The following is a 5088-nucleotide window of genomic DNA, read 5'->3' on the forward strand; positions in this document are numbered from 1 at the left end:
AACGATACTTTTCTTCTTTGGTTGATTTGGGCATAGTTTTTGACATATGCCCCCAGAGTAGCAAAAAGTGCAATATGTGTGTGCACATTACCGGGGAGTCTTGACAAAATCATGAAAATTTGGTATTCTACAATATTGCTTAGAAAATTAAGGCAAATATGAATAATTTATTAACAAAAAAAGTAACTGCGAAGTTGTTAATTATTATGCTAATTTTAGCTAATTTTTTGCAATTTTCGCCGCTTTTAGCTGCCTTACCGCTCACCATTTCTAATATTTCTGTGGAGGCCGAGGATGACACCGCGGTTATTACTTGGAATACAAATTTTTCGGCCAATGCCAGGGTTGAATTTGAGCCGGATGAGTTTTTTAATAACGACACAAATTATCGTTATTTTTTAATAAGTGACAAATTAAATACGGCGCACGAATTTCGGTTAACTAATTTGGTGCCGGATACGGTTTATCATTTTAGAATAATTTCTCAAACCGCCGACCAAGAGGTTGAAACTTTTGATCAAATTTTTGAAACTGAAGAAAGGTTTGATTCTCAATCCCCGATTATTTCTGATGTTCGAACCGTTTATGTTTCTGGCACCACCGCTACAATTCAATGGGTAACTAGCGAACCGGCTGATTCAACAATCATTTATGGCCTAACTGATGAGTACGGCGCAAGCATTGGAGATGGTAACCGTCGTTTGTATCATGATTTAACTATTAGAAATTTACAACCGGGGCGGATTTATCACTATAAGGTCGGTTCTCGCGATGAGGATAATAACAAAAGTTTGTGGCAAGATAAAACTTTTACTACCATTCCTCATCTTCGCGCTGAAAATGAAGATTTAGTCATATCCGATGTGCGGCCAGCTTCTGTCAACGATACAAACATTTCAGACACTTCAGCTATTATTAGTTTTCGTACTAATCACTTAGTTGATTGCCGCATTGAATATGGCACCAGCCGTGGTTTTGGCCGGAACGTTGATTGCCCAAAGCCGCGACGCATTGATCAACAAATACAACTGACGAATTTAGAAACTGGTACGAATTACAATTTTAAAATTCACGCCACCGATGTTTTCTTTAAGCGAGTTGAATATCAAGGCAGCTTCAAAACCAAAGGCCAAGTGTTAGGTGTTGATAATTTTAGCGGGCCAAGCCAATTTACTGAAGATACAATCACAGGTAGCGGGCAATTGGTTTTGTACTCAAATTTTGATAGCGGCTTTGGTAACATCGCTTACGATAGCTCTGGTTTGAATAACGACGGTTCAATTAGCGGGGCGACGTGGCAAAAAGAAAATAATAATAGTTATTTGGATTTTGATGGGGTTAATGATGTTGTCAAAGTGCCACACCGATCCAGTTTAAATATGAATGATAATCAAGTGACTATGGCCGCTTGGGTCAATCTTGATTCCTTTACCCGTTTTGGAAAAATCGTGTCTAAGCATTATTCTTATGAGTTATTGCAAGCCACTGGTCTTGGCGGTTTGCGCATTGCTATCCAACCGATTGGCGGGCGTTGGCATACTTTAGACACGTCTAATGCGCCGCTGGCTTTAAACACCTGGCAATTTGTGGCCGGTACCTATGATGGTCAAACCATGAGGCTTTATGTGAATGGAGTTGAGGTGGCGAGCAAAGACGACGTTTTTACCATTGCTAATTCTGCTCAAGACATTAGTATTGGTGCTAACGGGGTAAATGATATTGAGTATTTGGACGGCTCAATGGATGAAATCCGCGTTTACAATTACGCGTTGTCAGCGTTTGATATTGAACAACTTTATAATCAAGGTTTGTATAAAATTACCGGCATTGGCTCGGGCGTTGGCGGAAGCATCGGCGGTGTTAACGGAAATTTATCTGGCAGTTCTGGCACCTTAGGCGGCGGTCAAGTTTTGGGTAGTTCATTGAGTGATTACACCAAGGCCGAAAGATTGATTCGTGTGGCCGGCCAACCGGACATTTACGCAGTGTATGGGGGCAAAAAGTTATATATTTCAGGCCCAACCGCATTCGCAAATTACGGCTATAATTTAGCCGACGTGGAAGATATCTCGCAAGCTGAATTTGATAGTATCATCGGGGCTTGGCTTGTGAAAACACCTGACGCTCCAACTGTTTATTACATTGATCAAACTAAATGGTTGAAAATTCCGATCCCGTCTCCGACCGCCTTTGTGTCGTATCAACAAAACGATTGGGGCGAAATTATCACGATTGACCCGTTGGATCTGCGGCCGTATCCGTTAGTAGAGGTTGTTAAATCACCAACCGATGGTACTGTATATGAATTAAACTACCAGCTTGGCACTAAAAACTTAATCCCGTCGGCCGAACGCTTTTTAGAGCTTGGCTACGAATGGCCGGAAGTGATGACGCTTTCCCAAACGCATCTTGATTATTACGAATTAGGCGACACGCTCTAACAACAACGCCATTCCCGCCTCGGATGGGAATCCACAAAACCTCCGCTTGAGCGGAGGTTTTGTATTTGTCATCATCGACACGGCCTTGGTTTATTGCTATACTAAAAAACCTGATAATTAAATATCGCGTTATGAAAAACATACTTATTACCCTCATCCTAATCGCAATTGCCAGCGGACTCTTTTTTTACTACACTAAAACACAAGAAGAAAAACCAGTAGTAACGCATCAACAACCAGATACCGCTATGCCAGAAACACAAACGCAATCAGACGTAAAAATTACTCCAATTTCGCACGCCACCATGGTTTTAGAGTGGGGCGGGCATGTGATTTATACCGACCCAGTCGGCGGAGCTGAAGCTTTTAGCGGCCAGCCGGCGCCAGATTTTATTTTAATTACTGATATTCATGGCGACCATTTAGATATTGATACCTTGGAAGATGTGGTTGGCGATGAAACTACTTTAGTTGTACCGCAAGCAGTGGCTGATATGCTGCCAGCGACACCCGGCAAACGCCCTGAACCTTTAGCCAGCCGCGCAGTAGTGATGGATAACGGCGATGCATTCCCGCAGCTTGATTTCACGGTGACTGCAATTCCAATGTACAACTTGCCAGAATCTGACGATGCGTTTCATGTCAAAGGCAGGGGCAACGGTTATGTCGTGGAGCGAAACGGCACGCGCGTGTATATCGCGGGTGACACCGCTGGAATCCCAGAGATGCGAAACTTAAAAGATATTGACATTGCTTTTGTGCCGATGAATTTGCCCTATACCATGGACGTGGAAGAAGCGGCCAATGCGGTTTTAGCATTCAAACCAAAGCAGGTTTATCCGTATCATTATCGTACCCCGGACGGCTTTAGCGATGTAGACAAGTTTAAAGAACTCGTTAATGCCGGTGATCCAAATATTGAAGTACTATTGCTTAACTGGTACTCGGAATCTTAATACTGTCATCCTGAGCGCGGCCGAAGGATCTCAAAAGATCCCCCAAACCTGGGGGTCTTTTGTTAATGAATTTGTAAGGTAAGTAGTGTATAATGTAGTCAGTTTTTATGAAAAACATTCATTATCCAGCGCGTTGGTTTACGCACTTGCTTTTTGCGCCGATTATTTACGCCATGATTATCCCGCTCGTATTTTTAGATATTTGTTTTGAAATTTATCATCGCGTTTGTTTCCCAATTTATGGCATCCCGTACGTCAAGCGCTCGCAATACATCATTATTGACCGGCATAAGTTGCGGTACTTGAATATTTTACAAAAACTAAACTGCGCCTATTGCGGCTATGCCAACGGCCTGTTGAAATATGCCAGCGTGATTGCCGGCGAAACCGAAAAATATTGGTGCGGTATAATGCACAAAAGGGGAATACCCTTGCCCCACCAAAAAAACTTCTTGCCCTACGGCGACAAAGAAGCCTACGAACGGTACGCGAAAGAGCGAAATAGTATTTCAACTAAGTAGAGGAAGTAACTTAGTTAGCGTTTCTTGGGGAGCATTGGTGGTATTATCAATTTTGTATTCGTTTTTAATTTCTGGCCTTTTGGTTAATTCGCCATTCCATTTCAGCGCCTTTTCAACATTTTTGTATCCGCTTTCTCTTTCCGACTCAATTCGTTTTTTTAGCTCAGCATTATCATTAACAATAAGTGAAAAAATAACAAAGTTAATTTTTGATAACAGTTTTGGGATTTGTTGAATTCTAAAATCTTGTAAATCATTTACAATAACATTTTTATAACCGCGCTGGTTGTAATTTTTAAGAATAAAAATCAAATTTTCAAATGACATTTCCTCTTCCTCGGCGCTTTCATTTGACCAGTCAGGTTTTAAGTGAAACTCACGTAACTTACCAAAATCAATTACGAAACTACCAAGCTTTTCAGCAAGTAGTTTACTTATGGTAGTTTTACCACTTCCAGGTGCACCAGCAATGAAAATAAAGTCTTTCATAAGAACAGTATATCACAAAACGCCTTCAAATCTTGAGGACGTTTTTGCAGGCGACCCCACCCTCCTTCGCTACCCTCCTCCGCATGAAGCTTCGGAAGGGCGAAAAGCTACGGACGGGTTAAAGGGGGAATCTCAGTCGGAGCTTTCACTCCTCCCCATAGGGGCTTCCCCGCCTATGCCGAAGCTTCGGACGGGCAGGCGCCCCTCTGGCGGTCGCCTATGGCGACCTGTCACCCCCGGCAATGCGGGAGAGCATCTCTCCCGCCACCCTCTCGTTCAATTCCCAATTTGAAATCAAAAAACAAAAACACTTCATACAACATGAAGTGTTTTCGTTTTTGTGGTCTATTCTGAAGATAGTTCGGACGCATTTCGCCGCCACAGGCGGCGAGGGTTTGGCCAAAAATTCCGAACCGAAATCCTGAACTTTGACAATTTCAAGTTTTTCTTTGGCGGCAAATTCTGGATACTAATCTTTTTAGTTAATCCGGCACGGCCTGTCGTGATAGGTTGTTTCTTTGCTCACAAGTGATAGCTCTCCACGGTAGCATTTATTCTGATTTGAATTGATAGTACCGGACACTGGCGGGTACCCATTTTTTTGTAAACTTTGTCTACACTCTAATGGATATGTAATTATTAATTGTTAATACTTGTTGATGCTTTCTGGCAAATACTGCT

5 protein-coding genes are annotated in these 5088 nt (G+C 42.3%); 4 read left to right on the top strand and 1 reads right to left on the bottom strand.

Translation table 11 applies throughout. The features are described 5' to 3' along the window. Positions 1-158 precede the first annotated feature (158 nt). The 3 genes from COT81_01990 to COT81_02000 all read left to right on the top strand — a co-directional run bounded on the left by COT81_01990 (position 159) and on the right by COT81_02000 (position 3918). Complete coding sequence (locus COT81_01990; protein PIS05270.1) at positions 159-2441, top strand: hypothetical protein; 2283 nt, start codon at positions 159-161, stop codon at positions 2439-2441. 131 nt (positions 2442-2572) lie between these two features. Further along, the gene (locus COT81_01995; protein ID PIS05271.1) at positions 2573-3397 is read left to right on the top strand and encodes an MBL fold metallo-hydrolase; all 825 of its coding nucleotides are present in this window, start codon (positions 2573-2575) and stop codon (positions 3395-3397) included. A 107-nt stretch (positions 3398-3504) separates the two neighbouring features. Beyond that, positions 3505-3918, top strand: coding sequence for a hypothetical protein (locus tag COT81_02000; protein PIS05272.1), 414 nt, complete (start codon positions 3505-3507; stop codon positions 3916-3918). On the opposite strand, the gene COT81_02005 is transcribed toward COT81_02000, so the two are convergent. Next, a complete protein-coding gene (locus tag COT81_02005; GenBank protein PIS05273.1) occupies positions 3907-4407 on the bottom strand; it encodes a hypothetical protein in 501 nt (166 codons plus the stop codon). The genes COT81_02000 and COT81_02005 overlap by 12 nt on opposite strands. Between COT81_02005 and COT81_02010 the strand changes: the two genes are divergently transcribed. Further along, positions 4388-4699 (top strand): hypothetical protein, encoded by a 312-nt coding sequence (locus COT81_02010; protein PIS05274.1) that lies wholly within the window; start codon positions 4388-4390, stop codon positions 4697-4699. The genes COT81_02005 and COT81_02010 overlap by 20 nt on opposite strands. The last annotated feature ends 389 nt before the right edge of the window (positions 4700-5088 follow it).

Source organism: Candidatus Buchananbacteria bacterium CG10_big_fil_rev_8_21_14_0_10_42_9 (assembly GCA_002773845.1).
GTDB lineage: Bacteria > Patescibacteriota > Patescibacteriia > Buchananbacterales > 21-14-0-10-42-9 > 21-14-0-10-42-9.

Bases quoted from the DNA above. Each gene is read 5' to 3' on its own strand.
- COT81_01995 (PIS05271.1), top strand. From the start codon at position 2,573: ATGAAAAACATACTTATTACCCTCATCCTAATCGCAATTGCCAGCGGA.
- COT81_02010 (PIS05274.1), top strand. From the start codon at position 4,388: ATGAAAATAAAGTCTTTCATAAGAACAGTATATCACAAAACGCCTTCA.
- COT81_02005 (PIS05273.1), bottom strand. From the start codon at position 4,407: ATGAAAGACTTTATTTTCATTGCTGGTGCACCTGGAAGTGGTAAAACT.
- COT81_02000 (PIS05272.1), top strand. From the start codon at position 3,505: ATGAAAAACATTCATTATCCAGCGCGTTGGTTTACGCACTTGCTTTTT.
- COT81_01990 (PIS05270.1), top strand. From the start codon at position 159: ATGAATAATTTATTAACAAAAAAAGTAACTGCGAAGTTGTTAATTATT.